The organism is Pseudomonas triticifolii (genome assembly GCF_014358015.1).
Lineage (GTDB): Bacteria > Pseudomonadota > Gammaproteobacteria > Pseudomonadales > Pseudomonadaceae > Aquipseudomonas > Aquipseudomonas triticifolii.
Map to the genome: position 1 here is coordinate 21,216 of NZ_JACONV010000009.1, position 26,689 is coordinate 47,904.

The 26,689-nt window shown below is 58.6% G+C and carries 23 protein-coding genes and 2 tRNA genes; 13 read left to right on the top strand and 12 right to left on the bottom strand.

Annotation, left to right across the window (positions count from 1 at the left end; genetic code table 11):
• Window positions 1–5 precede the first annotated feature (5 nt).
• From H8S56_RS13910 to H8S56_RS13970, 13 genes are all read left to right on the top strand, one after another.
• Window positions 6–1,439, top strand: a complete 1,434-nt coding sequence (locus tag H8S56_RS13910) for a sigma-54-dependent transcriptional regulator (protein ID WP_187518966.1) — start codon at window positions 6–8, stop codon at window positions 1,437–1,439.
• A 26-nt stretch (window positions 1,440–1,465) separates the two neighbouring features.
• Complete coding sequence (locus tag H8S56_RS13915) at window positions 1,466–1,816, top strand: hypothetical protein (RefSeq protein WP_187518967.1); 351 nt, start codon at window positions 1,466–1,468, stop codon at window positions 1,814–1,816.
• A 323-nt stretch (window positions 1,817–2,139) separates the two neighbouring features.
• Window positions 2,140–3,543: a polynucleotide adenylyltransferase PcnB gene (locus H8S56_RS13920; protein ID WP_187518968.1), complete on the top strand. Its 1,404-nt coding sequence runs from the start codon at window positions 2,140–2,142 to the stop codon at window positions 3,541–3,543.
• A 4-nt stretch (window positions 3,544–3,547) separates the two neighbouring features.
• On the top strand, window positions 3,548–4,057 hold the full coding sequence (gene folK, locus H8S56_RS13925) for a 2-amino-4-hydroxy-6-hydroxymethyldihydropteridine diphosphokinase (RefSeq protein WP_187519031.1): 510 nt from the start codon (window positions 3,548–3,550) through the stop codon (window positions 4,055–4,057).
• 233 nt (window positions 4,058–4,290) lie between these two features.
• Window positions 4,291–5,091, top strand: a complete 801-nt coding sequence (gene panB, locus H8S56_RS13930) for a 3-methyl-2-oxobutanoate hydroxymethyltransferase (protein WP_024685482.1) — start codon at window positions 4,291–4,293, stop codon at window positions 5,089–5,091.
• On the top strand, window positions 5,088–5,939 hold the full coding sequence (panC, locus tag H8S56_RS13935) for a pantoate--beta-alanine ligase (RefSeq protein ID WP_187518969.1): 852 nt from the start codon (window positions 5,088–5,090) through the stop codon (window positions 5,937–5,939). The genes panB and panC overlap by 4 nt, the downstream gene beginning before the upstream one ends.
• 7 nt (window positions 5,940–5,946) lie before the next feature.
• Complete coding sequence (gene panD, locus H8S56_RS13940) at window positions 5,947–6,327, top strand: aspartate 1-decarboxylase (protein WP_187518970.1); 381 nt, start codon at window positions 5,947–5,949, stop codon at window positions 6,325–6,327.
• Between the two features lie 197 nt (window positions 6,328–6,524).
• The gene (gene pgi, locus H8S56_RS13945; RefSeq protein ID WP_024685479.1) at window positions 6,525–8,189 is read left to right on the top strand and encodes a glucose-6-phosphate isomerase; all 1,665 of its coding nucleotides are present in this window, start codon (window positions 6,525–6,527) and stop codon (window positions 8,187–8,189) included.
• 383 nt (window positions 8,190–8,572) lie between these two features.
• Window positions 8,573–9,439: an oxygenase MpaB family protein gene (locus tag H8S56_RS13950; RefSeq protein ID WP_187518971.1), complete on the top strand. Its 867-nt coding sequence runs from the start codon at window positions 8,573–8,575 to the stop codon at window positions 9,437–9,439.
• Window positions 9,440–9,563: 124 nt separating this feature from the next.
• Window positions 9,564–10,742: an acetyl-CoA C-acetyltransferase gene (locus tag H8S56_RS13955; RefSeq protein ID WP_187518972.1), complete on the top strand. Its 1,179-nt coding sequence runs from the start codon at window positions 9,564–9,566 to the stop codon at window positions 10,740–10,742.
• 336 nt (window positions 10,743–11,078) lie between these two features.
• The gene (locus H8S56_RS13960) at window positions 11,079–12,095 is read left to right on the top strand and encodes a class I SAM-dependent rRNA methyltransferase (RefSeq protein ID WP_187518973.1); all 1,017 of its coding nucleotides are present in this window, start codon (window positions 11,079–11,081) and stop codon (window positions 12,093–12,095) included.
• 109 nt (window positions 12,096–12,204) lie between these two features.
• Window positions 12,205–15,177: a DUF748 domain-containing protein gene (locus H8S56_RS13965; RefSeq protein WP_187518974.1), complete on the top strand. Its 2,973-nt coding sequence runs from the start codon at window positions 12,205–12,207 to the stop codon at window positions 15,175–15,177.
• Window positions 15,137–15,511 carry a DUF2845 domain-containing protein gene (locus H8S56_RS13970; protein WP_080265946.1) on the top strand — a complete coding sequence of 125 codons (375 nt, stop codon included), beginning with the start codon at window positions 15,137–15,139 and terminating at the stop codon, window positions 15,509–15,511. The genes H8S56_RS13965 and H8S56_RS13970 overlap by 41 nt, the downstream gene beginning before the upstream one ends.
• Before the next feature lie 137 nt (window positions 15,512–15,648).
• Here the strand turns inward: H8S56_RS13970 and H8S56_RS13975 are convergent, their stop codons facing one another.
• The 12 genes from H8S56_RS13975 to tpiA all read right to left on the bottom strand — a co-directional run bounded on the left by H8S56_RS13975 (window position 15,649) and on the right by tpiA (window position 26,631).
• Entirely contained in the window at window positions 15,649–16,002 is a 354-nt protein-coding gene (locus H8S56_RS13975) for a BON domain-containing protein (protein WP_024684884.1), read from the bottom strand.
• Between the two features lie 288 nt (window positions 16,003–16,290).
• Window positions 16,291–18,396 (bottom strand): polyribonucleotide nucleotidyltransferase, encoded by a 2,106-nt coding sequence (gene pnp, locus H8S56_RS13980; RefSeq protein WP_024684883.1) that lies wholly within the window; start codon window positions 18,394–18,396, stop codon window positions 16,291–16,293.
• Between the two features lie 175 nt (window positions 18,397–18,571).
• Complete coding sequence (rpsO, locus tag H8S56_RS13985) at window positions 18,572–18,841, bottom strand: 30S ribosomal protein S15 (protein WP_024684882.1); 270 nt, start codon at window positions 18,839–18,841, stop codon at window positions 18,572–18,574.
• Window positions 18,842–19,000: 159 nt separating this feature from the next.
• Entirely contained in the window at window positions 19,001–19,918 is a 918-nt protein-coding gene (gene truB / locus H8S56_RS13990; RefSeq protein WP_024684881.1) for a tRNA pseudouridine(55) synthase TruB, read from the bottom strand.
• A 3-nt stretch (window positions 19,919–19,921) separates the two neighbouring features.
• The gene (rbfA, locus tag H8S56_RS13995) at window positions 19,922–20,338 is read right to left on the bottom strand and encodes a 30S ribosome-binding factor RbfA (RefSeq protein WP_024684880.1); all 417 of its coding nucleotides are present in this window, start codon (window positions 20,336–20,338) and stop codon (window positions 19,922–19,924) included.
• A gap of 159 nt (window positions 20,339–20,497) precedes the next feature.
• The gene (gene infB / locus H8S56_RS14000) at window positions 20,498–23,029 is read right to left on the bottom strand and encodes a translation initiation factor IF-2 (protein WP_024684879.1); all 2,532 of its coding nucleotides are present in this window, start codon (window positions 23,027–23,029) and stop codon (window positions 20,498–20,500) included.
• Between the two features lie 27 nt (window positions 23,030–23,056).
• Window positions 23,057–24,538 (bottom strand): transcription termination factor NusA, encoded by a 1,482-nt coding sequence (nusA, locus tag H8S56_RS14005; RefSeq protein WP_024684878.1) that lies wholly within the window; start codon window positions 24,536–24,538, stop codon window positions 23,057–23,059.
• A gap of 59 nt (window positions 24,539–24,597) precedes the next feature.
• A complete protein-coding gene (gene rimP, locus H8S56_RS14010; RefSeq protein WP_024684877.1) occupies window positions 24,598–25,056 on the bottom strand; it encodes a ribosome maturation factor RimP in 459 nt (152 codons plus the stop codon).
• A 130-nt stretch (window positions 25,057–25,186) separates the two neighbouring features.
• Window positions 25,187–25,263, bottom strand: a tRNA-Met gene (locus H8S56_RS14015).
• Window positions 25,264–25,359: 96 nt separating this feature from the next.
• Window positions 25,360–25,445 (bottom strand) — tRNA-Leu (locus tag H8S56_RS14020).
• Between the two features lie 45 nt (window positions 25,446–25,490).
• Window positions 25,491–25,871 (bottom strand): preprotein translocase subunit SecG, encoded by a 381-nt coding sequence (gene secG, locus H8S56_RS14025; protein ID WP_004879981.1) that lies wholly within the window; start codon window positions 25,869–25,871, stop codon window positions 25,491–25,493.
• Between the two features lie 4 nt (window positions 25,872–25,875).
• Complete coding sequence (gene tpiA / locus H8S56_RS14030) at window positions 25,876–26,631, bottom strand: triose-phosphate isomerase (RefSeq protein ID WP_187518975.1); 756 nt, start codon at window positions 26,629–26,631, stop codon at window positions 25,876–25,878.
• Window positions 26,632–26,689 lie beyond the last annotated feature (58 nt).

The following is a 26,689-nucleotide window of genomic DNA, read 5'->3' on the forward strand; positions in this document are numbered from 1 at the left end:
AATCAATGCCGCATATTTTGATCGTCGAAGACGAAACGATTATCCGCTCAGCCCTGCGTCGCCTGCTTGAACGCAATCAGTACGAAGTCAGCGAAGCCGGCTCTGTTCAGGAGGCTCAGGAACGTTTCAGCATCCCGTCGTTTGACATGATCGTCAGCGACCTGCGACTGCCGGGCGCACCCGGTACCGAACTGATCAAGCTTGGCGAAGGTAAGCCGGTGCTGATCATGACCAGCTACGCCAGCCTTCGCTCTGCGGTTGACTCGATGAAGATGGGCGCGGTGGATTACATCGCCAAGCCTTTCGACCACGATGAGATGCTGCAAGCCGTTTCGCGCATTCTGCGTGATCGTCAGACCGTGACCAGCCTGCAGGCTGAACGCAGCGCCATGGGTAAAGCAGGCGCAGCCGAGAAAGGCACCGCACCGAACAGCAATGGCGAGATCGGCATCATCGGTTCCTGTCCGCCCATGCTTGATCTGTACAGCAAGATCCGCAAGGTCGCGCCAACCGACTCCAACGTCCTGGTGCAAGGTGAGTCCGGCACAGGTAAAGAGCTCGTCGCCCGCGCGCTGCATAACCTGTCACGTCGCGCCAAGGCACCGATGATTTCCGTCAACTGTGCGGCCATCCCGGAATCGCTTATCGAGTCCGAGCTGTTCGGCCACGAGAAAGGTGCCTTTACCGGTGCCAGCGCCGGACGTGCCGGACTGGTTGAAGCCGCAGACGGCGGCACGCTGTTTCTCGATGAAATCGGCGAACTGCCTCTGGAAGCCCAGGCGCGCCTGCTGCGCGTGCTGCAGGAGGGCGAAATTCGCCGCGTGGGTTCGGTGCAGTCGCAGAAAGTCGATGTGCGGCTGATTGCGGCAACCCACCGCGACCTCAAGACGCTGGCCAAGAATGGCGAATTCCGCGAAGACCTCTTCTATCGCCTGCACGTCATCGCCCTCAAGCTTCCGGCGTTGCGTGAGCGTGGCAGCGATGTGCTGGAAATTGCCCGAGCCTTTCTGGCACGCCAGAGCGCCAAGGTCGGCCGTAACGATCTGACCTTCGCCCCCGATGCCGAGCAGGCCATCCGTCACTACAGCTGGCCCGGAAACGTACGCGAGCTGGAGAACGCCGTGGAGCGCTCGGTCATTCTGTGTGAAAACCCGGAAATCACCGCCGACTTGCTGGGTATCGATATCGAACTGGACGGTCTGGGCGACGACGAGTACATGGGGCTTTCACCACTGTCCAACGGCGCAGCCTCAACCAACAACGAGCCGACCGAGGACCTGTCGCTGGAGGATTACTTTCAGCACTTCGTCCTTGAACATCAGGACCACATGACCGAGACAGAGCTTGCGCGCAAACTCGGGGTCAGCCGCAAATGCCTGTGGGAACGCCGGCAACGCCTGGGGATTCCACGTCGCAAAGGTGTGGCCAACGAAACCTGAGTGCCTGCGCAAGGCTCTGGCACGCAGTGCTCAGCGATTTTTGCAAACTGTTACCTTCATCGCGTCACGTAACAAAAGCCGGGGCTTACGGTAACGAAGCCCCGGCTTTTTTACGCCTGCTTTGGCAGTCAGAACCCAGCAAGGTCCCGGTTTACGGGGCTTTGCCAAAGTTGGCACAGGTTCTGCTATATCTCTGGTACAAGAAGAACAACAAGCAGTACGACACCCATAACAAGAACAATACGAATCGACTCACGCATAACAAGAACAACACGGCGGAGGCGCAGCTAACTGATTCTTTTGGAGAGGAGTTGTATTTGGGGCTTGCCCCGCAACCAGGCCGAGAACAACAAAAACTACCCTTAGGTAGCGCCTGAACTGGTTGGATCGAACGATCATTGCAACGCAGCGACCAAAGCAATCCGTTTGCTCTTGACTCCCGATTGGGAGGTTTCACAGACGAAAGTCTCGTGGATGGGCACTCAACAAAAACAAGAAGCCCGTACAGAAAACAATAATAAAGAGCACACACTTTGGGGGAGCTTCGGCTCCCCCAGTAGCTTCCACGGTAAAAGCAGACCGTACTTTCTCCCTTCCGCGACAGCTTCCTACACCATCCCTCGACTAAATGCTAGAATCCCCGCCCATCATGCGGTCATTCTACGTTTTTGGCCGAATATTCCTTCAAACAGTGCATCCCATGCTGAAGAAGTTGTTCCAGTCATTTCGTTCCCCACTGCGCAAGCCGCAGCAACACACGCGCACCACGCCTGAAGTGCTCAATAGCAGCCAGCATTCGCTGCAACGCAGCCAGTTCAGCCGCTATGCCGTCAACATCGTCGAGCGTCTGCAAACCGCAGGCTATCAGGCCTATCTGGTCGGTGGCTGCGTACGCGACATGATGCTCAATATCACGCCCAAGGATTTCGACGTCGCCACCAGCGCCACGCCGGAACAGGTGCGTGCAGAATTTCGCAACGCGCGCATCATTGGCCGCAGGTTCAAGCTGGTGCACATCCACTTCGGTCGCGAAATCATCGAAGTCGCCACCTTCCGCGCCAATCATCCACAGGATGACGAAGAAGAGGACAGCAATCAGTCCTCGCGCAACGAAAGCGGACGCATCCTGCGTGACAACGTATACGGCACCCTTGAAGAAGACGCCCAGCGTCGCGACTTCACGATCAATGCCTTGTATTACGATCCAGTGACCGAGCGCGTACTGGATTACGCCAATGGCGTGCACGACATCCGCAATCGTCTGATCCGCCTGATCGGCGATCCAGAGCAGCGCTACAAGGAAGACCCGGTGCGCATGCTGCGCGCCGTGCGCTTCGCCGCCAAGCTGGATTTCGGCATTGAAAAGCACAGTGCTCTGCCGATCCGTCCGCTGGCCCCCATGCTGCGCGATATCCCGTCGGCGCGCCTGTTCGAAGAAGTCCTCAAACTGTTCCTGTCCGGCCACGCCGCATCGACATTCGAGATGCTGGTGGACCTGGAACTGTTCGAACCGCTGTTCCCCGCCAGCTCCAAGGCGCTGGAATACAACCCGACTTACACCCATACCCTGATCAGTAATGCGCTGATCAACACGGACCTGCGCATCAAGCAGAACAAACCGGTCACCCCGGCGTTCCTGTTTGCCGCCCTGCTGTGGCCAGCGTTGCCCGCCAAGGTGCTGCGCGCTCAGGAACGTGGCATGCCGCCGATCGCTGCGATGCAGGAAGCGGCGCACGAGCTGATTATCGAACAATGTCAGCGCATCGCGATTCCGAAGCGTTTCACAATGCCGATCCGAGAGATCTGGGACATGCAGGAGCGTCTGCCGCGCCGTTCGGGCAAGCGGGCCGACCTGTTGCTCGACAACTCGCGTTTCCGTGCCGGTTACGACTTCCTGCTGCTGCGCGAAACCGCAGGCGAACAGACCGACGGTCTGGGCCAATGGTGGACCGATTACCAGGAGTGCAACGAAAGCGAGCGCCGCGACATGATCCGCGACCTGAGCAGCAAGCCTGAAGCGGCCGGAGCAGCGCCACGCAAACGTCGGCGCAGCAGCGGCGCGAAGCGCAAGCGCACAGGTGGCGAGACAGCCGGCGGTGAATAAGATGTTGTCGAATCCTGCATCGTTGACTGCCGAACGCGTCTACATCGGCCTGGGCAGTAATCTTGCCGACCCGGCGGAGCAATTGCGCAGCGCTCTCAAGGCACTGGCGCAATTGCCGGACAGTCAAGTGACGGGGGTCTCATCGTTCTATGTCAGTGACTCGCTGCTTCCCGGTCAACCACGCTTCACCAACGCAGTCGCCGCGCTGGACACCGCCCTTGCGCCACTCGCATTGCTCGACGCTCTTCAATCCATAGAGCTGGACCAGGGACGCGAGCGCCACGAACGCTGGGGGCCACGTACGCTGGACCTCGACATCCTGCTGTTCGGCAATCGCCTGATCGACGAACCTCGCCTGAAAGTGCCGCATTACCACATGCAGGCCAGGCCTTTCGTGCTCTATCCACTGGCCGAACTGACGCCGCAACTGACGCTGGCCGACGGCCGCGAACTGAACCAGATGCTGCATGATTGCCCCTTCGTCGGCCTGGAACGCTTACCCTCTCAGGCGTAGCGTCTTGCTGCCACTCGTTACCCGCGTTGTAACCGCCCCGGCAAACGGGTAACACCTGCAATTGACTTCATGCCCCCTCCTCACGAAGATAGGCCTCCCGCCGCCACACCCGTGGCGAACGGGCGCGAAACAGGCCTTTGCAAAACACCGCGACACGACGGTGTGCCTGCTTTTCCAGGATGACTCTCACGCGCTGAGCGCCGCAATTTTCAGCGCCTGATGGAGGACTTTACATGCCGAACATAACTGTTACGTCGCTGCTGGGTATGAAACAGAAAGGTGAAAAAATCACCATGCTGACCTGCTACGACGCAACCTTCGCCCACGCTGCCAGTCAGGCGGGTGTCGAAGTGCTGCTGATAGGCGACTCGCTGGGCATGGTCCTGCAGGGTCACGACAGCACACTGCCTGTCACCACTGCGGAAATGGCGTATCACGTGGCCTGCGTCAAACGCGGCAATCAGGGTGCGTTGCTCCTCGCGGACCTGCCGTTCATGGCCAACGCCACGCTGGAACAGACCTTCATCAACAGCACCACGCTGATGCAGGCTGGCGCGCACATGGTCAAGGTCGAGGGCGCTGCCTGGCTGGCCGAATCCATCCGCCTGCTGGCAGAGCGCGGCATTCCGGTCTGCGCCCACATGGGACTGACCCCGCAGTCGGTCAATGTGCTGGGCGGCTACAAGGTGCAGGGTCGTCTGGAAACACAGGCGCGCCAGATGCGCGCCGACGCCATTACCCTGGAGCAGGCCGGTGCGGCGATGATCCTGCTTGAGTGCGTGCCGAGCGAACTGGCCGAGGAAATCACCCATGCGGTGAAGATCCCGGTCATCGGCATTGGCGCAGGCAGCGCCACCGATGGTCAGGTATTGGTCCTGCACGACATGTTGGGCCTTTCCATCACCGGGCGAGTCCCCAAGTTCGTGAAGAACTTCATGGTCGGCCAGCCTGACATTCAGTCGGCCATCCAGGCTTATGTAGCGGCTGTCAAAAGCGTCAGCTTCCCTGCACCCGAACACGGATTCTCGGCATGATCACGGTCTCCACTGTCACAGAGCTGCGCGCAGCAGTTGCCCAGGCGCGCCGGGAAGGCAAGCGCATCGGTCTGACGCCGACCATGGGCAACCTGCATAGCGGCCATGCCGCATTGGTTACCCGAGCGACCCAGTGCGCCGACTTCGTGGTCGCGACCATCTTCGTCAACCCACTGCAGTTCGGCGCCAACGAGGATCTGGCCACGTATCCGCGCACATTGGCAGCGGATCAGGACAGGCTGGTACAAGCAGGCTGCGATCTGCTGTTCACGCCGACCGTTGACGAGATGTACCCCAATGGCATGGGCGAGCAGACGCTGGTCAGCGTGCCGGTCGTATCGGAGGGCCTGTGCGGCGCCAGTCGTCCCGGCCATTTCGATGGCGTCGCGACCGTCGTCAGCAAGCTGTTCAACATGGTCCAGCCTGACGTGGCGATATTCGGCGAGAAGGACTTTCAACAACTGGCGGTGATTCGCGCCATGGTGCGTGACCTGAACATGCCGATCCAGATCATCGGCGAGCCGACAGTGCGCGCCGACGACGGTCTGGCACTGTCCTCGCGCAATGGTTATCTGAACGAAGAGCAACGGGCTGCTGCCCCCGCGCTGTACCGGGTGCTTCGCCAGACAGCCGATGCCATCAATGCCGGCGAACAGGACCTGAACGGCCTGCTCCAGCGCGGTCGATCGACACTGGAAGCAGCGGGTTTTCGCATCGACTACTTCGAGATACGCGAAGCCGTCAGCCTGCGTCCAGCCGCTGTGCAGGACCGCGACCTGGTGGTGATCGCCGCAGCGTTCATGGGCAAGACCCGCCTGATCGACAATCTGCACCTGATCAAGGAATAACAACCCGATGCACACCGTGATGCTCAAAGCCAAACTGCACCGCGCCGAAGTCACCCACGCCGTACTCGACTACGAGGGTTCGTGTGCCATTGATGGCGAGTGGCTGGACCTGTCGGGAATTCGCGAGTACGAACAGATCCAGATCTACAACGTCGACAACGGCGAGCGCTTCACCACTTACGCCATTCGCGGCGAAGACGGTTCACGCATGATCTCGGTAAACGGCGCCGCCGCCCACAAGGCAAAAGTCGGCGACCGGGTGATCATCTGCGCCTATGCTCACTACAGCGAGGCAGAGCTGGAGAATTTCAAGCCGCGCATGCTGTACATGTCGCCCGGCAATGAACTAAGCCACACCAGCAATGCCATACCGGTACAGTTTGCGTAACTGAAACCCGACAGCATTCGAGCGAAACGCCCTGCGTACCCGTGTGAAATAGTACCGGGCTCAGGTACGGCGAAGCGCAGACAAACAGGTAGATGAGGGGGTAGTCTGCGTCATGTGGCCGAAGGGTCATTTCGCGACCTCGCTTCATATAGCCTGATAATGTCCAAGACAGACCCAGAGAAAGGAAACCCGCAGCGATGGCGTACTACCGCACTTCTTCCGACGTGACCGCCCTGCCCGCCTGGCAGGCGCTGAGTCAGCACCGCAAAGCCATGCAGGATTTCAGCATGCGCGACGCGTTCATCACAGATCCGCAGCGCTTCAGCCAGTTCACCCTCAGCAGCAGCGGCCTCTTTCTCGACTATTCCAAAAACCTGATTACTGCTCAGACACGCGACCTGCTGGTAAGCCTGGCCAACGAAGTGGGCCTGAAAGACGCGATCAAGGCACAGTATGACGGCGAACTGGTCAACGCCTCCGAAGGCCGCCCCGCGCTCCATACCGCGCTACGACGCCCGGTAGGCGACAAGCTTAAAGTCAACGGCGTCGATGTGATCCCGGATGTACATCGTGTTCTGAACCAGATGACCGAACTGGTCGGGCGCATTCACGACGGCCTGTGGCGCGGCTACACCGAAAAGCCGATCACCGACGTGGTCAACATCGGCATCGGCGGCTCCTTTCTGGGCCCCGAGCTGGTCTCCGAAGCGCTGGTTGCTTACGCGCACAAAGGCGTGCGTTGCCATTACCTGGCGAACATCGACGGCAGTGAGTTCCATGAGCTGTCGATGAAGATTCGTGCCGAGACCACGTTGTTCATTGTGTCGTCGAAGTCGTTCAACACCCTTGAAACCCTGAAGAACGCCCAGGCGGCACGCGCATGGTATCTGGCGCAGGGCGGTTCTGAGAGCGAATTGCATCGTCACTTTATCGCCGTATCGAGCAACAACGCCGCGGCCGTAGCGTTCGGTATTCGTGAAGAAAACATTTTCCCGATGTGGGACTGGGTCGGCGGTCGTTACTCGCTGTGGTCGGCGATCGGTCTGCCTATCGCGCTGGCCATCGGCATGTCCAACTTCAAGGAACTGCTGTCGGGTGCCTACACCATGGACCAGCACTTCCAGAGCGCGCCGTTCGAACAGAACATGCCGGTTCTGCTGGCCCTGCTGGGCGTGTGGTACGGCAACTTCTGGGGCGCGCAGAGCCACGCGATCCTGCCGTACGACCATTACCTGCGCAACATCACCAAGCACTTGCAACAGCTGGATATGGAATCCAACGGCAAAAGCGTGCGCCAGGACGGCACGCCGGTGTCGACCGACACCGGTCCCGTGATCTGGGGCGGCGTGGGTGCAAACGGTCAGCATGCGTATCACCAGTTGCTGCACCAGGGCACCCAGATGATCCCGGCCGACTTCATCGTGCCGATCGTCAGCTTCAACCCGGTGGCCGATCACCATCAGTGGCTGTACGCCAACTGCCTGTCGCAGAGCCAGGCGCTGATGATGGGCAAGACCCACGCTGAAGCCGAAGCCGAACTGCGCGAAAAAGGCATGAGCGAAGAAGAAGTGCAGAAGCTGGCCCCGCACAAGGTCATTCCTGGCAACCGTCCGAGCAACACGCTGGTCGTCGAACGCATCAGCCCGCGTCGTCTTGGCGCGCTGGTGGCCATGTATGAACACAAGGTGTTCGTGCAGAGCGTAATCTGGGGCACCAACGCCTTCGATCAGTGGGGTGTCGAGCTGGGCAAGGAAATGGGCAAGGCGGTGTACCAGCGCTTGACTGGCGGCACTGAAGAGCCGGCTGACGATGCATCGACCCAAGGCCTGATCAACTACTTCCGCGGTCGTCACCGCGGCTGATGGCTTGATCTGACAGCGCCCACGCCGGGCGCTGTCAGAAAGGCAGACTCAATCAAGCTAAAACCCGTGGGAGCAAGCTTGCTGTCACGAGGCGGCCCGGCCGTTGCGCGGGGCGCAGGAAAACGCCAAACCTCCTCTTGTATTGAACCCCTCTCCGCACGCATGACTCCCATTTCTGTGGATCACACCGGTTTCACGCCAACCGCCCTGCACACCATGATGGCCAACCCCCGCCCGCGAGCGATTGCGTGTGCTGGACAGCGTGTGCGATACATCCACACAGGTGATCCGGGCGTTGTGGCCGACCTGATCGACAAACGCTTGAATCGCTGAAGCGCGCAAGGCATGGTCAGCGCCGCACGCTGTATCGAGCATGAGGAAACATGGAATTCATCCGCCGTCGTATCGAAACGCAAGTCATCAGCCTGACCGGCCTGTCACTTGGGCAACTGGACCTGGAAAACCCCAAGGGCGATCCGGGTCTGTTCGGCCCGCAGAGCGTGTGCTGGAGAGTCCATGGCGACTTCACCAGCATGCTGGTCGGCGGCATCAGCGCCTTGATGTTGCAGGCGTTGCATCCACTGGCGCTGGCGGGAGTGTGGGATCACTCCAACTTCCGCGACGACATGCTCGGGCGACTGCGGCGCACGGGGCAGTTCCTGTCCGGCACCACGTTCGGCTCGACGCAGGACGCGAACTGGCTGATCGAGAAAGTACGCACAATCCACCTGAAGGTCACCGGCACCGCACCAGACGGTCGTTCCTATGCGGCCAGCGACCCGGACCTGCTGACCTGGGTGCATGTGGCAGAAGTAAGCAGTTTTCTGGCCGCACACCTGCGTTACCTCAACCCCGAAATGTCATTGTCTGATCAGGATGCCTATTACGCTGAAACGGCCTTGATCGCAGAGCGACTCGGCGCGCGCAACGTGCCCCGCTCGCGTCACGCTGTTGCTGCCTATCTTGAGGATGTGCGTGAACAGCTGGTGTGCGATGCGCGCAGCCGGGAAGTGCTGCGCCTGCTACTGAACGCCCCCGCGCCCAACTGGCTGGCCAAGCCCTTTGGCATGCTGATGATGCAGGCGGGTATCGAACTGCTGCCGATCTGGGCAAGCGACCTGCTCGATGTGCCTCAAGGGCCGTTCAAACGAAAAGCGATCCGCCTGGGCGTGAACCACTGCGCGCCGATCATTCGCTGGGCCGTGCGCGACGGTTCGTCTCATCGGGCGAAACGACGAATGGGGCTTTGACCCGGGCAGAAAGTGACCGTCGGGTTCGCAGTTGGAAGGTTCAGCCCCATCTGTGACACCATGAGCCATGTGATCACGGCAGGCCGACAAGCCTCGCTCTCCAAAAACAATGAGGATCCGCACCATGCAAGACGTCGTTATCGTTGCCGCCACCCGCACCGCCGTGGGCAGTTTCCAGGGCTCTTTGGCCTCTATTTCCGCTGTTGATCTGGGCGCGGCGGTTATTCGCCAGCTGCTGACACAGACCGGCGTGGACGGCGCGCAGGTCGATGAGGTCATCATGGGCCAGGTGCTGACGGCCGGTGCCGGGCAGAACCCTGCTCGTCAGGCCGCGATCAAGGCCGGGCTGCCTTTCGCTGTACCCGCCATGACCCTGAACAAGGTCTGCGGCTCGGGCCTCAAAGCGTTGCACCTGGCCACTCAGGCGATTCGCTGCGGCGATGCCGATATCATCATCGCGGGCGGCCAGGAAAACATGAGCCTGGCCAACTATGTCCTGCCCGGTGCGCGAACCGGCCTGCGCATGGGCCACGCAACCATGGTCGATACCATGATCAGCGACGGTCTTTGGGACGCCTTCAACGACTATCACATGGGCGTCACGGCCGAGAATCTGGCCGAGAAATACGAAATCAGCCGTGAAGCTCAGGATGCGTTCGCCGCCTCATCGCAGCAAAAAGCGATTGCCGCCATCGAAGGTGGACGATTTGTCGACGAGATCACGCCGATCCTGATTCCTCAACGCAAAGGTGATCCGCTGTCCTTCGCCACCGATGAACAGCCGCGCGCAGGCACTACGGCCGAGTCGCTCGCCAAGCTCAAGCCCGCGTTCAAGAAAGATGGCACGGTGACCGCCGGTAACGCGTCATCCCTCAACGACGGCGCTGCCGCCGTGATGCTGATGAGCGCAGCGAAGGCCGAGCAACTGGGCCTTCCAGTGCTGGCACGTATTGCAGGCTACGCCAACGCAGGCGTAGACCCAGCGATCATGGGCATCGGCCCGGTCAGCGCCACCCGCCGCTGTCTGGACAAAGCAGGCTGGACGCTGGAACAACTGGACCTCATCGAAGCCAACGAAGCCTTTGCCGCACAGTCGCTATCGGTCGGCAAGGAGCTGGGACTGGATCCGGCAAAGCTCAACGTCAACGGCGGCGCCATCGCCATCGGCCACCCGATCGGTGCCTCAGGCTGCCGCGTACTGGTCACCCTGTTGCACGAAATGATCAAACGCGACGCCAAAAAAGGCCTCGCGACACTGTGCATCGGCGGCGGCCAGGGCGTGGCGTTGGCATTGGCGCGTTGAACGACGCGTACTCACTGACGCGAGCCTGATCACCAGGGTTTGATTTCACACGACACAGCGCTGGGGCCTGCCCAGATGCCTTCATGGACAAGTCCATTCCCACCTTGGGAATACATCTCAAAGTGGGATGCGGACTTGTCCGCGAAGGCGTCATTCCCAACGATCCATCACGGCGTCTGTAACGGCCCTTTCGTGGACAAGTCCACTCCTACCCCTGGAATACATTTCAAAGTGGGATGCGGACTTGTCCGTGAACGTGACATTTCCAGTGATGCCTCTCCAGCCGGTCAGTAACTGTTAAACTCCCGCGCCTCATTCCAGCCCGAGGCGCGTTGCATGTCTTCCTTGAATCAGGCGCTCAGCGTCGCCCTCGATAATCGTCAGCGTCTGTTAGCCGAGCTGCACGGGCAAGGCACTGACTGCTATCGCCTTTTCCATGGCAGCCAGGAGGGTGCGAGCGGCCTGACCATCGACCGCTACGGTCCACAATTGCTGGTGCAAAGCTTTCATACCTCTCTGGACCGCGACACACTGCTGGCGCTGCACGCGCAGGTCAATCGCCAGCTGGAACTGGATACCCTGCTGGTCTACAACGACCGTTCGCAGGGCAATTCACGCATCGACCGTCAGGACGCCGTGTACAAGGCCGAAGATGCAGCCCTGCAGGATCAGGTCGGTCACGAGTGGGGCCTGAACTATCGGGTTCGTGGTCGTCACGCAGGTCAGGACCCGTTGCTGTTTCTCGACCTGCGCAACACGCGTGGCTGGGTCAAGCAGCACAGCGCAGGCAAGCGTGTTCTTAACCTGTTCGCCTATACCTGCGGCGTCGGCCTGAGTGCCGCGGCCGGTGGCGCGAGTGAAGTGTGCAACCTGGACTTCGCCGAGGGCAACCTGGCCGTCGGCCGCGAGAACGGTGCGTTGAATCCGCAATTGCCGACCATGCAATTCATCCAGTCGGACTATTTTCCGGCGATCCGCCAACTGGCCGGCCTGCCGGTGTCAGCGCGGCGAAGCCAGAAACTACCCGATTACATCAAGCTGCAGCCACGTCAGTACGATCTGGTGCTCCTGGATCCGCCCGCCTGGGCCAAGAGCGCATTCGGTACCGTGGACTTGCTGCGCGACTATCAGAGCCTGCTCAAGCCTGCACTGTTAAGCACGGCAAAGGACGGTGTGCTGATCTGCTGTAACAACCTGGCCAAGGTCAGCATGGACGACTGGCGCGAACAGGTGCTGCGCTGCGCCACGAAAGCAGGTCGTCCGGTGCGTGAGTGGCAGGTGATGCGGCCGGCCGAGGACTTTCCTTCCATGGATAACCAGCCGCCCCTGAAAACCCTGATTCTGCAATTCTAGCTCGCACTCGATACCAGAAACTTCCTACGAGCAAGGTCGGCACTGCCTTGGGAACCGAACAGGCATGCCATACTCCAAGGACCTCCAAAAGAGCGAGATGTCGTAGCCCATGTCCAGAGGTTTGAAAATCACACTCGGCTCCCTGCTGACCGTGGTCGTGCTCTACAGTTTGTTGGGGTTTTTCATCCTCCCGGGGATCGCCTTGCGGGTCGCGAACCAACAGTTGGCCAGTTATTCGACAGCACTCGCGAAAATCGAGCGACTTGAGTTCAACCCCTACACGCTGGAGGTGACCCTCTGGGGCCTGAACATCGGCACGCCCGGCAAGGAGCAGATCGCCTTCGAGAAGCTTTACGCCAACCTCCAGCTCGACAGTCTCTGGACCCGCGCCTTGCACCTGCAGCGCATTGAACTGCTCCAGCCCAAGACCGAGCTGCTGTTCGACAAGCAAGGCAAGCTGAACCTGACGCAACTGTTCACCTTACCGGCCAGCGAGCCCGTCAAGGACGAGCCGCCGAGCAAACCGTTCCCGCTGCGTATCGACGAAATCAAGCTGGCAGGCGGTTATCTGCACTTTCGCGACCTGCGCCCCAGCGAGCCCATTGAATTCCTCTACGACAAGCTGAATTTCGAGCTGAAAAACCTCAGCACCCTGCCTGAAGACAATGCAGACATGACGCTGGTGGCGGCAGGCCCCGATGGCGGGCAGATCGACTGGGTGGGACGTATCAGCTTGGTGCCGATCACCTCCGAAGGCACCCTGAAGATCACCGACGGCAAGATGAAGCTCTGGTGGCCGTATGTACGTGACGCGCTGCCGCTGGCTCTGCAGGATGGCGTACTGAATTTCAGCACCGCCTACTCGCTCAATCTGACCAAAGAAACCGAGCTCAAGTTGACCAACCTGTCGGCCAGCGTTGCACCTTTCGGCCTTAATGCGCCCGACGGCCGCCCACTTGTTCGCCTCAAACGCCTGGATGTCAGCGAAACAACGGTTGATCTGGCCAGGCAGCATGTCAACGTCGGCAAAATCCGCAGTCAGGGCCTGGAAACCTGGGCCGCCCGTGAAGCAGACGGTCAACTGGACTGGCAGAAGCTATTTGCCAGCAAGCCCGGCAAGGCTGCGCCTGCGCAAAAACCCCCGGTGGATGAGAAAGCCGCCGAGTCCGCGCCGATTACCGACACATCAGCCAAGGCGACAGCAAGTTCCGAAAAACCCGGAAAGCCTTGGCAAGTCGTGCTGCGCGACGTGCAACTGCGCAACTATCAGGTTCATCTGGCCGACCGTGTCCCTACAGAGCCGGTGACTCTGGATGTCGGTCCACTGAATCTGGACGTGCAGAACTTCGACAGCCTGAACACATCACCCTTCACGCTCAAGCTTGATACCGGCCTGGGCAAGCAAGGCAATCTGACGGCGGCTGGCGAGGTCAACCTCAACCCTGTCACTGCACGCCTGAATGTCACCACGCGCGACATCGACCTGCGACTGGCCCAGGCTTACATCAGCCCGTTCATAAAGCTTGAGATGCGCAGCGGCATGCTGGGCAGTGACATTGCGGTCAACCTCAAAAGCACTGAGCCACTGGCGTTCAGCGTGACCGGCAAGGCGCAGGTCAATCAGCTTCATACGCTCGATACCCTGAAACAGCGTGACTTCCTCAAATGGGAAAAGCTTGAGCTGGAAGGCCTGGACTATCAGCACGGCGCCACGCTGTCGATTGCCAGGGTCAACATGCAGCAGCCCTATGCCCGTTTCATGATCAACGACGACCGCACCACCAACGTCGACGACCTGCTGATCCCGCAGCAAGACGATGGGAAACCGGCTGCAAAGACCACCACCAAAAACACGCCCAAGACTGCCAAAGAGAATCCGCTGGGCATTTATGTAGGCGAGGTCAACATCAAGGACGGTTCGGCCAACTTTGCCGACATGACCCTGACGCCGAACTTCTCGACGGCCGTGCAGCAACTCAACGGGCGTATTGGCACCATCGACAACCGCCAGTCAAAACCGGCTCCGGTCAACATCGAAGGCAAGGTCGATCGCTATGCGCCGGTTACGATCAAAGGCAGTCTCAACCCATTTGATCCGATGGCCAGCCTGGACATAGCGACCAGCTTCAAACGGGTCGAACTGACCACACTGACGCCTTACTCGGGTAAGTTCGCCGGTTTCAGGATTCGCAAGGGCCGACTTAACCTTGACCTGCACTACCTCATCACCAACGGCCAGTTGAAGGCACAAAACAAGGTGCTGGTTGAGCAGTTGCAGTTGGGTGAGAAAGTCGACAGCCCGGATGCGGTCGATCTGCCAATTAGGCTGGCGGTCGCGCTGCTCAAAGATACCCAGGGACGGATCTCCCTCGAGCTGCCCGTGGAGGGCGATCTGAATAACCCGCAGTTCAGCGTCATGCCGATTGTCTGGCAGACCCTGCGCAACCTGGTCCTGCGTGCAGCACAGGCCCCCTTCAAGATGCTGGGCGGCCTGGTATCGGGTGGCGGCTCAGAGGACCTCGGTAACGTAAGTTTTGCGCCCGGCTCCAGTGAGCTGAGCGTTGACACCCAAAAGGCACTGGACAAGCTCTCGGCGGCCCTCAAGGAGCGCCCTACCCTCAAGCTTGAGATCGAAGGCACCAGCGCGGCCAGTAGCGACGGTCCGCTGATCGCCCAGCGGCGACTGGAGCGGGAATATCAGACCACGTACTACAAAATTCTTCAGCGTCGTGGCGACAAGGTGCCGGCCCGGGCAGCGCTGCTGCAAGTACCGGATGACGAGAAGCCGCCGATGCTGGAAGGCATCTATAGAGCGCGTTTGAAGCAGCAGCCGCCCGCTGAGTGGGCAAATCTGGGCAAGGAAGAACGCAGCAACCAGATGCGCGCCGCCATGCTGAAATTCTGGAGCGGCAATGAAGTGCTATTGCGTGAGCTGGGCCAGGACCGGGCGAGCAGCATCAAGGATTATCTGGTCGATAAAGGCAAGCTGGAGGACGAGCGCGTCTACTTTGTCGATGCCCGATTGGGTCAGGCTCAGCCGGATGGTAAAGTCGTCAGCCCATTGCACCTGGATAGCGAATAACTCATTGGCCTTTTTCCGAAGCAAAGCGCTTGTCAGCCTGACCCTCGCCGTCGTTGCCGGGTCAGCGGTCCTCAACGTACAGGCGGCCTCCACATTGCGCTGTGGTAGCCAGCTGGTCAGTGCAGGCGACAGGGCATTCGAGGTTCAGCAGAAATGCGGTGAGCCTGTCAGCCAGCAAGTGCTGGGCTCCAAAGAGACATTCAACAATAACTACCGGCGCTCGGAGTCGGTCAACATTGAAGAGTGGATCTACGGCCCGAACAACGGCATGTACCAGTACCTGCGCTTTGAGGGCGGCCGCCTCATCAGCATCGAGAGCAAACGCGGCAACTGAGCCCTTGCGCACATTTCCTTCCTCACAATAGAACAGGCCCCGACTCAAGAGCCGGGGCCTGTAATGGCTACATCCTTGTAGCCTCGCATGAACTTTCCATCGGTCAGATGACTGGGATGCTCATGGGCGAAATCCTGTTACTCGGCTTTCAGGCCAGCGGCCGAAACGTCACGAACGCCTTTGATTTTCTTGGTGATATCAACAGCCATTTTCTTCTGGCTCTCGGTCACGGCAACTGTCGAGGACAGGGAAACCACACCTTTGTTGGTCTCAACCTTGATGTCCGAACCTGGGATGCCTTTCTCGGTCAGCAGATCTGCTTTGACCTTGGTGGTGATCCAGGTATCAGAAGTGTCTTCTTTCACTTCTTGGGTGGTGGTGTTAGCTGCCAGAACCATTGGGGACTGAACGGCGGTCTGAGCGAATGCAGCGCCAGCCATGGTCAGAGTCAGGGTAGTAGCGGTAGCAGCAGCGATAACGAACTTCTTCATACGATAACTCCTGTTTTTCTCGAAATCTGCGCCAGCATCGTGGCTGCAGGGTTAATAGGTATATCGCAAGCGCTGTGCCAACCTATGCCCAACAAAAAAATCCAATAAAATCATAAGGTTATGATTTTTCTCTTTTTCCGGAATCGTGCAGATTGCCCGCTTGAGCGTGATAGCACATGCAAGATGCATGTTTATGCCGTGCGCTCTGGAGCGCCTCACCTAACCCATTAATTGCGCTCATAAAAAAAGGACCCCGAAGGGTCCTTTTTCATACTGCTGGCGAATCAATCAGACACCGGATGCTTTCGCAGCGGCTACGTCTTTGATCGACAGCTTGATACGGCCACGGTTGTCGACGTCCAGTACCAGCACTTCAACTTCCTGACCTTCTTTCAGAATGTCAGTCACTTTCTCGACGCGGGCATCGCTCAGCATGGAGATGTGAACCAGACCGTCCTTGCCAGGCAGAATGTTGACGAATGCGCCGAAGTCGACGATGCGCTCAACCTTGCCGACGTAGATCTTGCCGATTTCCGCTTCTGCAGTGATGCCCAGAACGCGCTGGCGAGCTGCCTCTGCCGCTTCCTTGGTTTCGCCGAAGATCTTGATCGAGCCGTCGTCTTCGATGTCGATCGAAGCCTTGGTCTCTTCACAGATAGCACGGATGGTCGCGCCGCCTTTACCGATAACGTCACGGATCTTGTCGGTGTCGATCTTCATCGCGATCATGGTCGGAGCGTTGGCCGACAGCTCGGTACGCGACTGACCGATGATCTGGTTCATCTGACCGAGGATGTTCAGGCGAGCTTCCAGGGCCTGGCCCAGGGCGATCTCCATGATTTCTTCGGTGATGCCCTTGATCTTGATGTCCATCTGCAGCGCGGTAACACCTTTCGAGGTACCGGCTACCTTGAAGTCCATGTCGCCCAGGTGGTCTTCATCACCCAGGATGTCGGTCAGAATGGCAAACTTCTCGCCTTCCTTGACCAGACCCATGGCGATACCGGCAACTGGTGCCTTCATCGGCACACCGGCGTCCATCAGTGCCAGAGATGCACCGCAGACCGAAGCCATGGAGCTGGAACCGTTGGACTCGGTGATTTCCGATACGACGCGGATGGTGTACGGGAAGACGTCAGCGCCCGGCAGCATGGCCTGTACGCTGCGACGCGCCAGACGGCCGTGACCGATTTCACGACGACCCGCGCCGCCCATGCGACCACACTCGCCCACCGAGAACGGAGGGAAGTTGTAGTGCAGCATGAAGGGGTCTTTCTTCTCGCCTTCAAGGGTGTCGAGCAGCTGTGCATCACGTGCAGTACCCAGCGTGGCAACGACCAGTGCCTGGGTTTCGCCACGGGTGAACAGGGCCGAACCGTGAGTCTTCGGCAGAACACCGACTTCGATGTTCAGAGGACGTACGGTGCGGGTGTCACGACCATCGATACGCGGCTTGCCGTTGACGATGTTTTCGCGAACGGTGCGGTATTCGATTTCACCGAAAGCGGCTTTGACTTCGCTGGCAGACGGGCTGCCTTCTTCGACAGCCAGCTTGGCAACGATCTGCTCACGCAGCTCGCCCAGACGCGCGTAACGGTCAGCCTTGATGGTGATGGTGTAAGCCTGGGAGATCGCTTCGCCGAACTCGGCACGGATCGCGCCCAGCAGCTCAGTGGCTTCAGGCTTTGGCTGCCAGGTCCAGGTTGGCTTGGCGGCCTCGGCAGCCAGCTCCTTGACGGCGTTGATCACGACCTGGAACTCGTCGTGGGCGAACAGCACAGCGCCCAGCATCTGGTCTTCGGTCAGTTCCTTGGCTTCCGATTCAACCATCAGAACGGCTTCGGAAGTACCGGCTACAACCATGTCCAGGCTCGACGCCTGAAGCTGCTCGTAAGTCGGGTTCAGCAGGTAGCCGGTGCTCTCATGGAAAGCAACGCGCGCAGCACCGACCGGACCGTCAAACGGAATACCGGAGATAGCCAGGGCAGCCGAGGTACCGATCATCGCAGCGATGTCCGGATCGGTTTTCTTGCTGGTGGAAACGACGGTGCAGACAACCTGCACTTCGTTCATGAAGCCTTCGGGGAACAGCGGGCGGATCGGACGATCGATCAGACGCGAGGTGAGGGTTTCTTTCTCGGAAGGACGGCCTTCACGCTTGAAGAAACCGCCAGGAATTTTGCCGGCAGCGTAGGTCTTTTCCTGATAGTGCACAGACAGGGGGAAGAAGCCTTTGCTGGCGTCGGCTTGCTTGGCGCCGACGACAGTCACCAACACGCTGACGTCATCGTCAACGGTGACCAATACTGCGCCGGAGGCCTGACGGGCGATACGGCCTGTCTCGAGGGTTACGGTCGATTGACCGAACTGAAACTTTTTGATTACCGGGTTCACGGTTTCCTACCTTTCTTTGTGGCTCTTGGGGAACTGGTTTCTTGCGAATTCTTGGGCAGCGTGGGGAATCGGCCCCTTCCACAGCCCAGATAAAACTTGAGGCTGGGAGCCTGCCCGAACCGCCGGGTAAACCCGATGATTCGCGACAGACAACCAACCTCTAGCAACGTCGTTATTAGCGACGCAGACCCAGACGACCGATCAGGGTGCTGTAACGGCTAACGTCCTTACCTTTCAGGTAATCCAGCAGCTTGCGACGCTGGTTTACCATACGGATCAGACCACGACGCGAGTGGTGGTCCTTACCGTTGGCCTTGAAGTGGCCTTGCAGTTTGTTGATGTTGGCGGTCAGCAGTGCAACTTGCACTTCTGGCGAACCAGTGTCACCAACAGCTTGCTGGTAGTCGGTTACGATCTGAGCTTTTTCTTCAACGCTGAGTGCCATGTGGGCAATCCTTATCTTCAAGGAAACGCTTCAAAAGAAACGTTTCCAACAGGCCGAGGACAAATCCTCGTATTAAAAAATGAGGCATGACCGTGCCTGTTGACAGCCATCCTCGTTCCACCTCACCTGCAGGCTAGCCTACGGATGAACTGGTTCCGGTCACTCTGACCGAATCAAGCGACGCGGCGCAATACGCCCGTCCTCACTGACTTCACCGATACCGATGAAGCGACCTTCATGATCCTGCACCCGCACCATGCCGAACTTCGGCGCGTCCGGTGCTCTGACTGGCTGACCGTGCAACCAGTAGAACGAACTATGCTCCGAAAACTTCAAGAGCGGCCAGTCCAGCAATCCGCTGTCCGATGGCATGAGGAAACGGTCAACCGCCTCATTGCCGCCGTCGGCGTGTACCTGCTCCAGCTCTTCCAGCGTGACCGTCTGGGCCAGGCTGAACGGTCCGGCCTGGGTACGGCGCAGTTCTGCGACGTAAGCACCACAACCGAGCTGCTCACCGATATCCTCGACCAGGGTCCGGATATAGGTGCCTTTGCTGCAATCGACCGACAAACGTGCCGTGTCGCCCTCGCAGGCAAGCAATTCCAAGCGCGCAATAGTAACAGAACGAGGCTCGCGCTCCACTACTTCCCCTGCACGTGCCAGCTTGTAAAGAGGCTGCCCGTCACGCTTGAGGGCCGAGTACATCGGCGGTATCTGACTGATTTGTCCACGAAAAGCGGGCAATGCAGCTTCGATATCGTCACGACCAACGGTCACTGGGCGCGTCAGCAAAACCTCGCCTTCGGAGTCGGCCGTGGTGGTGGTCTTGCCGAGTTGCATCAGGGTTTCGTAGGACTTGTCCGAATCGAGCAGGTACTGCGAGAACTTGGTGGCCTCACCAAAGCACAACGGCAATACGCCGGTTGCCAGAGGATCAAGGCTGCCAGTGTGACCCGCCTTCTCTGCGTTGAGCAGCCAGCGGACCTTTTGCAAGGCCGCGTTGGAGGTGAAACCCAGCGGCTTGTCGAGCAGGATGATCCCACTGACGTTGCGGCGTATACGCTTGACCTGAGCCACCCTTTACTCCTCGGTACTTTCAGGCTTTACGCCTTGTGGCGCAGAACCTTCCTTGTGCTGCCCGTCTTCGGCCACTGCCCGCTCGATCAATGCCGAGAGATGGGCGCCACGCACGACGCTTTCGTCATAGTGAAAGTGCAACTGCGGCACGCTGCGCAGCTTCATTTCGCGTGCCAGCTGCATGCGCAGGAAACCTGCGGCTGCGTTGAGCACCTTGATGCTCTGCGCGATTTCTTCAGCGCTGTCCTGCCCCATGACGGTCATGAAAATCTTGGCATGACCGACATCGCGGCTGACATCGACTGCTGTGATGGTAACCAGACCCACGCGAGGGTCCTTGATTTCACGACGGATCAGCTGCGCCAGCTCACGCTGCATCTGATCGCCAATACGTTGGGTGCGGCTATATTCTTTTGCCATGCTTGTTACCTGTTACTGATCCGGGACCAAACCCTGACAGTCTGAAAGCGGCAAACGCCCGGCCTGACAAAAGCCAGACCGGGCGTTGCGTTGAGAGCCCATGATGAAGACAGCGGCATTTGCATGCGATGTTTCACCATGGCTCCTGAAGCTCGCGATTTAGAGGCTGCGAGCCACTTGGACCTTCTCGAAGACTTCGATCTTGTCACCGACCTTGACGTCGTTGTAGCTCTTGACGCCGATACCGCATTCCATGCCGGCACGCACTTCGGCAGCGTCGTCCTTGAAGCGGCGCAGGGATTCCAGCTCGCCTTCAAAGATAACGATGTCTTCGCGCAGTACACGGATTGGACGGTTACGGTGCACAACGCCTTCCAGAACCATACAACCTGCGATCGCGCCGAATTTCGGCGAACGGAACACATCGCGGACTTCGGCAATACCCAGGATATTTTCCCGGACGTCGCTGCCAAGCATGCCGGTGAGGGCCTTCTTGACGTCTTCGATGATGTCGTAGATCACGTTGTAGTAACGCATATCCAGGCCTTCCTGCTCGACGATCTTGCGAGCGCCAGCATCGGCACGCACATTGAAACCGAACAGTACAGCGTTGGAGGCCAGTGCCAGGTTGGCGTCGCTCTCGGTGATACCACCGACACCGCCACCGACTACGCGCACTTGCACTTCATCGTTACCCAGGCCGCCGAGGGCGCCCTGCAATGCTTCCAGAGAACCACGGACATCGGATTTGAGGACGATGTTAAGCGTCTTCTTCTCTTCCTGACCCATGTTCTCGAAGATGTTTTCGAGCTTGCCGGCATGCGCGCGAGCCAGTTTGACTTCGCGGAACTTGCCTTGGCGGAACAGAGCGACTTCACGGGCTTTCTTCTCGTCAGCCAGTACAGACATCTCGTCGCCAGCGTCCGGCGTGCCATCAAGACCCAGGATTTCGACCGGAATCGAAGGCCCTGCTTCTTTGACCGGCTTGCCGTTCTCGTCGAGCATGGCGCGGATACGGCCGAAGTTCGAGCCGACCAGCACCATGTCGCCCTGACGCAGCGTACCGTCCTGAACCAGAACCGTCGCAACAGGGCCACGGCCCTTGTCCAGACGGGACTCGACAACCACACCACGGCCAGGGGCCGATGGGGTTGCTTTGAGTTCCAGAACTTCGGCTTGCAACAGGACAGCTTCGAGCAGTTCGTCGACGCCGGTACCCATTTTCGCGGAAACCGATACGAACGGCGTATCACCGCCCCACTCTTCAGATGTCACGCCGTGAACCGACAACTCGCTGCGGATGCGATCGAGATCAGCGCCCGGCTTGTCGATCTTGTTCACTGCAACCACCAGAGGCACGCCAGCAGCAACAGCATGCTGAACCGCTTCAATGGTCTGTGGCATCACGCCGTCGTCTGCCGCAACCACCAGGATCACGATGTCGGTCGCCTTGGCACCACGGGCACGCATTGCGGTAAACGCGGCGTGACCCGGGGTGTCGAGGAAGGTGACCATGCCGCGCTCGGTTTCTACGTGGTACGCACCGATGTGCTGGGTGATACCACCGGCTTCGCCAGCAGCTACCTTGGCACGACGGATGTAGTCGAGCAGGGAAGTCTTACCGTGGTCAACGTGGCCCATTACGGTCACGACTGGCGCACGGGAGAACGTCTCACCTTCGAACTTCAACGATTCAGCCAGGGAATCTTCCAGGGCATTGTCGCTGACCAGCGTGACCTTGTGGCCCAGCTCTTCGGCGATCAACTGGGCAGTTTCCTGATCCAGTACCTGGTTGATGGTCACCGGGGTGCCCATCTTGAACATGAACTTGATGACTTCAGCTGCCTTGACCGACATCTGCGCAGACAATTCGCCGACAGTGATGGTCTCGCCGATGGCAACGTCACGAACCACAGGACCGGTAGGGCTCTGGAAACCGTGTGCATTGCGCTTCTTCAGCTTGGACTTGCCACGACCGCCACGACGGAAACCATCGCTTTCTTCATCGGTGGTGCGAGGGGCAACGCGTGGAGCCGGCGCCTTCTCTTTGACCGAAGCGCGATGAGGCGCGTTTTTACGCTCGCCGTCGCCACCACCGCTGCGACGATTGTTATCGTCGGCGCGCGGTTTGTCCGGACGGCGCTGTTCGTTCTGCTTGTTGCGAACGTCAGCAGACGGTGCTGGAGCAGCAGCCACAACCGGGGCGCTTTCACGCACTGGCTCGGCTACTGCAGCAGGCGCTGCGACAGCGTCGTTAGTCGTGGCTTGTGCAGCAGCAGGCTGGCGAGGCGCTTCTTCTTCGGCGCGACGCTTGGCTTCTTCTTCAGCCTTTTGACGAGCGGCATTTTCTACCGCACGGCGTTCATCCATCTCGCGCTTGCGCTCGGCTTCGATTTCTTCCGGGCTACGCTGCACGAAGACTTTCTTCTTGCGCACTTCAACGCTGATGCTCTTGCTGCCAGCAACGCGCAGGGTGCTGGTGGTCTTGCGCTGCAAAGTGATCTTGCGCGGCTCTTCCACCTTGGCCTTGTGACCGCTTTTCAAATGCGTCAACAGGGCTTGTTTTTCGTTATCGGTCACAACTTGCTCGGCGGCGGTGTGCGGCAGACCTGCCTCACGCATCTGCTGTAACAGGCGCTCTACCGGTGTGTCGACCACTTTGGCCAGTTCTTTCACCGTGACTTGCGTCATGCACTTCTCTCCTCAGGCCGCGCCTACTTACTCGAACCAATGGGCTCGGGCGGCCATGATCAACTTGCCGGCACGATCATCGTCAATGCCGTCGATGTCGAGCAGGTCATCTATAGACTGCTCGGCCAGGTCTTCGCGGGTAACTACGCCGCGCACCGCCAGTTCCATCGCCAAATCCTTGTCCATACCCTCAAGCGAGAGCAGGTCTTCGGCCGGATGGGCGTCTGCCAGCTTTTCCTCAGTAGCGATGGCTTTAGTCAACAAACGATCCTTGGCACGAGCGCGAAGCTCGTTGACGATGTCCTCGTCAAAGCCGTCGATGTTGAGCATTTCTTCCAACGGTACGTAGGCAATCTCTTCCAGGCTGGTGAAGCCTTCATCAACCAGAACCTGTGCCAGTTCTTCATCGACTTCCAGCTCGTCGATGAAATTGCGCAGGATGTCGCCGGTTTCAGCTTGCTGCTTGGCCTGGATGTCCGATTCGGTCATTACGTTCAGGGTCCAGCCAGTCAACTGACTTGCCAGACGCACGTTCTGACCGCCACGACCAATCGCCTGGGCCAGGTTGTCCGCGCCAACCGCGATATCCATTGCATGCGCATCTTCATCTACGATGATTGCCGCTACTTCTGCAGGGGACATTGCATTGATCACGAACTGTGCCGGGTTATCGTCCCAAAGCACGATATCCACACGCTCGCCACCCAGCTCGCCGGAAACAGCCTGAACTCGCGAACCACGCATGCCGATGCAGGCGCCTTGCGGGTCGATTCGTTTGTCCTTGGAGCGAACAGCGATTTTTGCACGCGAACCCGGGTCACGGGAGGCAGCCATCACCTCGATCAGACCTTCGGCAATTTCCGGTACTTCGATACGGAAAAGCTCGATCAGCATCTCTGGCGCAGTACGCGACAAGATCAGCTGAGGGCCACGGTTTTCGGTGCGAATTTCCTTGAGCAGCGCACGAACGCGAACACCCACCCGGAAAGTCTCCCGGGAAATGATGTCTTCACGAGCCAGCAGTGCTTCGGCATTGTTGCCAAGGTCAACGATGACATTGTCACGTGTAACCTTTTTAACAGTACCGGAAATGATTTCGCCCAGACGCTCGCGGTAGGCATCGACAACCTGAGCGCGCTCAGCTTCACGAACCTTCTGCACAATGACTTGCTTGGCGGTCTGTGCGGCAATACGGCCGAACTCGATGGAGTCGATTTTTTCTTCGATCAGATCGCCTGCAACGGCACCCGGCTTTTTGGCCTGGGCCTGATCGACGGCCAACTCGTAAGCCGGATCGTCCAGATCTTCGTCTTCGACCACTGTCCAGCGACGGAAAGTTTCGTAGTTACCCGTGTGACGGTTGATTTCCACACGCAGTTCAACTTCATCTTCAAAACGTTTCTTGGTAGCAGTGGCAAGAGCCAGCTCCAGCGCTTCAAAAATTACACCTGCCGGAACGCCCTTTTCATTGGACACCGACTCAACAACCAGCAGTACTTCTTTGCTCATCGTACGCCTCGCCTTTCGCAAGCCATTGGATCCGCGGGATCCGCAGTATCTGGCACGTCTCAGTCAAACGTGGGAATAATGTTGGCCTTGTCGATCAAGTCGATCGGCAACAGGAATTCATGGTCTTCTACCTGCACCACGACATCCTGCTCCTCCACCCCGCGGAGAAGGCCTTGAAAGTTGCGTCGGCCTTCAAAGGGCGAGCGCAGCTTTATTTTCACTTGTTCCCCAGCGTGCAAGGCAAACTGTTCAAGAGTGAACAGTGGGCGGTCCATGCCGGGAGAAGACACCTCAAGCGTGTATTCGGCAGCGATTGGATCTTCTACGTCCAACACACCACTGATCTGGCGACTGACTATTTCGCAGTCCTCCACCAGAACACCACCTTCCTTGTCGATATAAATGCGCAGCAGTGAATGTCGGCCCTGGGAAAGAAACTCTATTCCCCAGCATTGATAGCCAAGAGCCTCGACCACCGGGGCCAACAAGGCCTGCAACTGTTCTAGCTTGCTCGACACCTGAACCCCCTCGTGCATGCTTTAAAAATAAAAAAATGGGCAAAAGCCCATCCATGAGAACGCCGCTGAACATCGACGTCATGTACTGTCCAGCTAACAAAAAGCCCCTGAAAAGGGGCTCCGCTAAAACTGGTTGCGGGGGCTGGATTTGAACCAACGACCTTCGGGTTATGAGCCCGACGAGCTACCAAGCTGCTCCACCCCGCGACAAAGCTGGGGCGGAAGTATACGACCGATCCATCTATGGGTCAATCGAACATCCACCTACAAGAAAGCCCGCTAATGCGGGCCTTCTTGTTAATTTGGTACCGAGAAGGGGACTCGAACCCCTACACCCTACGGGCACAACCACCTCAAGGTTGCGTGTCTACCAATTCCACCACCTCGGCATTACAACTCTTTTTGGCGACCTCATTAACATCGCCTGAATTCTTTTACTTCTGCTCTGGAGCTTGAGGTACGTCAGCTGGAACAACCGCTGGCTTTTGCCCTTCGAGCACCGGAACATCATCTGCTGCCGGCTTTTGCTTGACTTCCAGTACCGCTGGATCTGGCAACCCTACCTGAGTCAGCTGTTGAGCTTTCTCTTTAGCAAAGTAACCTAACCCTAAGCTGGTTATGAAGAAACAGGCGGCAAGTATAGCAGTAAACTTACTAAGAAAGGTAGAGGTTCCTTGCCCTCCGAAGACAGTATTTGATGCACCTGCTCCGAAAGACGCACCTGCGTCCGCACCTTTACCCTGCTGCAGCAATACCAAGGCAACAACGCCCAAAGCGCCCAACAGATGAAAAACGACTACGACTGTTTCCAGCATTTTTTCAGTTTCCCGCGGCGCGACAGATCGCACCGAACTCATCTGCATTCAGGGAGGCACCACCAATGAGCCCCCCATCGATATCCGGCATGCTGAATAGTTCGACCGCATTGGCCGACTTCACGCTGCCGCCATAAAGAAGACGCACGCCTTGTGCGACTTCAGCATTCTGTTTCGCCAGTTGCGCACGAATGGCTGCGTGCACTTCCTGCGCCTCTTGAGGCGAAGCGGTCAACCCGGTGCCGATGGCCCAGACTGGCTCGTAAGCAATGACTGCTTTCAAAAACACATCAACGCCCAACTTGGCGATAACGCTATCGAGCTGCTGCCCAACGACTTCAAGTGTCCGTCCCGCCTGACGCTCTTCAAGGGTCTCGCCAATGCAGAGCACCGGCGTCAAACCACTTTCCTGAATAGCGGCAAACTTGCTGTTCAGAACATCATCACGCTCGCCAATCAACTGACGACGTTCGGAGTGCCCGACCAGCACCAGCTTGCAACCGGCATCAGCCAGCTGACTGGAAGCGATTTCGCCTGTCAGCGCGCCCTGCGCAGCCTGTATCGCCGCATCCTGAGCACCGACGATGATCGAAGTGGCTTCAAGCCCCTTGACCGCCTGCTCGATGAACAGACTCGACGGCATCACCGCAACATCGACATTACCCGGCATCGTTTGCAGGGCAAGACCCTTGATCAGCTCAGCGACGCTGGCGCGGGTACCGTGCATTTTCCAGTTACCAGCTACCATTGGGCGACGCATGCTACACCTCGTGGGTCAAAGTGGGCGCAGATGTTACCCAACAGTTCAGACACTGGCA